This is a genomic window from Shewanella sp. GutCb (assembly GCF_002836135.1).
Classification (GTDB): Bacteria; Pseudomonadota; Gammaproteobacteria; order Enterobacterales; family Shewanellaceae; genus Shewanella.
Genome location: NZ_PJBL01000052.1, coordinates 1 through 2,989, shown reverse-complemented (window position 1 = coordinate 2,989; position 2,989 = coordinate 1). Strand labels below are relative to the sequence as shown.

Annotated in this window: 2 protein-coding genes; both read left to right on the top strand. The window is 37.4% G+C overall.

The genetic code is table 11. The features are described from left to right. The first annotated feature begins 1,228 nt into the window (after nucleotides 1-1,228). Nucleotides 1,229-2,089 carry a DUF2971 domain-containing protein gene (locus tag CXF86_RS19880; RefSeq protein WP_145992403.1) on the top strand — a complete coding sequence of 287 codons (861 nt, stop codon included), beginning with the start codon at nucleotides 1,229-1,231 and terminating at the stop codon, nucleotides 2,087-2,089. A gap of 75 nt (nucleotides 2,090-2,164) precedes the next feature. Continuing rightward, the coding region (locus CXF86_RS19875; RefSeq protein ID WP_102039868.1) for a DUF2971 domain-containing protein at nucleotides 2,165-2,989 on the top strand (825 nt) is incomplete at its 3' end.

Here is a 2,989-nt window from a genome sequence, read left to right as displayed (position 1 = left end):
TGATGCCGCGCGCGAAAACTATTGTTGATGCGTGAGAAAACTGCGAAAACTCTTCCTTTCTAATATTAAAAACCTCTTTCAAATACTTAAACAACTGTAGCGCGTCGCGAGGTTTGGCAAATGAGAGCTATCTCATCTAAAATATTTCCTGGCAAAACAATCTAGCTGCGTATGAGAGGAGTTTTTGAAATGATACATAGAGTGAACTTCTTGCTTGTCACAAGCCCTATTAGCGTTCAAATTTAAAAATAGGCTTAGGTATCAAGATGGAATTAAATCATCATTAAATCGAGTTTAATCCCCCTGTTGATTCAGATTAAAGTGATCACTCTAAGCCACTTTTGCCCCAAAGTGTGTTATCTCCAGTAATTTGTCCTATGCAGCACTGACCTCTTTGTAATACTTTTTCTCATCAGTCGGAAAGGTATGGGTTCCGTCTAGCGAGAACCTTTTAGTTAACCAATTATTGTACTTTTATACAGTAGTATCGGTTTTTTGCGGTTAATCTCTAAATTTTGTCAAGTAAGTTCACGGTTTGCTATTGAGTGAAAAGAAAAAGAGGCGTAATTTCAGTAAGATGTAAGTGTGCGTTCTTGAAATGTTGAGATAACCGGAAAGCAAAGTGTGCAACTAACTTTTGTCAGAAAGAGTATTGGATACAATTATTCACTTTTATTAGTAATTGGTTGCTTTAAAAGGGTTTTCAAGGTTACATTCAGTGCACGCTTTCCCAGAATGGTTTGGCAAAACGCGCAAGCCGTATATTAAAATGTTAAGTGGCTGCATCAGGCATTTGTTAGTGTATTTCGATAGGGCGGTCAGCCCTGATATATCAAATGCTCTTATTTAAATTCAGTCCTTTAATTAATCTGCGCATTTTTCGTACAAAGCCTTCTTTAAAGCTTCTGCTTTTACATCAAGTTTTGGCTTCTTAATTTGTGCATCTTCCATAGTTTCGTATTCTCATCGTTTGTCATTTCCCCTAGCCAACCATTTCGCCATTCATCGTTGCTCATCTAACACTATCCATAGGGCAGTTCTGGCGTCTATCTTTGGTCTTTTCGCCACGCAAGTGTTAGCATATTTCCCATGAAAAATTTAGTTGCACTTAACAAGGCAAAGCAATCTGACTCCGCAAACTGTCACGCTTTGTGCTGCGCAAAAAGACGCGCCAGCTTGCTACGCAGTTGTTTGCGGCGTTAGCACTCAGAGTAAATATCGAGGCACAATGATACCTAAAGAGTTATTCAAATATCGAGACTTTGAAAAATACACAATCCTAAGCCTCCTCAGCAAAGCTCTTTGGGTCCCAAAACCTATTCAGCTTAATGACCCGTTTGACTCTCAGCTTAAAATTCAAGTAAATGGTGTGAGTAAAGCCGAGTTTATTGAAAGCTTTGGTAGGTTTCAGGTTTGGTATAAAAACAAAACTGGAAAGCATATTGATTACGATAGTTTTGATGATTTATTTGAGGAAGATAGGCCAAACTCTCACCTAAAACAAAAAGCTGCTTTTGTGGCTGATTACTGGAATAACAAAGCAGAAACAGTTGGAATACTCTCATTATCATCAAATCCAGCTAATACTTTGATGTGGTCGCACTACGCTGATAACCACTCGGGTATTTGCATTGGTTATTGCCCTGAAAAGCTATTTCCAAAGTCATCTTCAATGGTCAGTGATTGGTTGCACGAAGTCGACTATAAAGAAGAGAATGAAATTACCAGAAACGCATACTTATTGTACGCCGCATGCGGTATGTGGCACTCAAATGATGCTGCATTATCGTTGTTCTTTGAAACTCTTTGCATCAAATCCAAAAATTGGAAGTACGAGGAAGAGTGGCGTTACTTGTTACCTGAAAATGGTGGTAAGATTTTTAGCCTAAATATTGATGCTATAACAAGTATCACATTTGGTCTTAAGACTTCAGTTGAAACTAAAAGCGCCGTAAGTCACTTGCTCAAGTATCATGAAAAAATGACGCACTTTTACCAAATAGTGCGTGATCACAGTAGTGCAAAATTATCTCGGACGATAATGGATACAAATTCACCGTACTGGGAGAAATCCCCAGAAGAGTGCTAACAAGAAAATCCACCGGACGCCTACGGCGCCCGTTATTTAAGCGTTATGTGTCAGTGTTATCCGAGAGGTTAGTTTATGTTTCAGCATTTAAATGAAGATGATAAGTACTTATATCACTACACAAGTGCAGATAAACTTGTTGATTTTATTCTTAAAGACAAAACACTTATGTTTAACTCTTTGAGGGGAACAAATGACCCTAAAGAATTTAAGAACTGGAAGTTTGATTTTCATGTTGAAAAAGGAAGTTCCCCTACACATGAAGAGTCAATGGAGCTTTGGGATACGATATCAGAAGAAATTAAACTTAAATGCAAAGTGCTCTGTTTTAGCAAGGATAAGAAAGGGTTAGGTGATGATTTCTTTAATGATATATATTTAAGAGGCTTTGCTAAACCTAGAATGTGGGCTCAATATGGAGATAATCACAAAGGTGTTTGCTTGGTGTTTAATAAGCAACGAATAGAGAAGCTTTGGGTTGAACAATTTGGAGACATTAGCGAAGGGTATGCGTCAGATATTAAATACGTTAATAGAATGCTTAAAGGTGACATTACCAGAAGCCCATTTACTTTACATTATCCTTTAATCAAGAAAATGGGGGTTGCTGAATACGTAAGATCTCATATTTATACATATAACAACGAACTAATATTTGAAAAATCAATGGATTGGCAAGACGAAGATGAGTACAGGTATATGATGCTTATCGACTCGCCTGATAATCAATTTTTAAAATTTGAAAATGCTTTGCAAGGTATTGTGTTTGGTGCTGAAGCTACAGAAGATGATCAACGGCGTATATTCCAGCTTACTTACCAAGACAGTATTCAGTTTGAGCAAATAAAGTACTCTAATAGTACTCCGTGGTTTTCATTTAAAGATTTCCGAATTTACCAC

Coding starts and splice junctions, on each gene's coding strand:
- CXF86_RS19880 (WP_145992403.1), top strand. CDS start 1,229: ATGATACCTAAAGAGTTATTCAAATATCGAGACTTTGAAAAATACACA.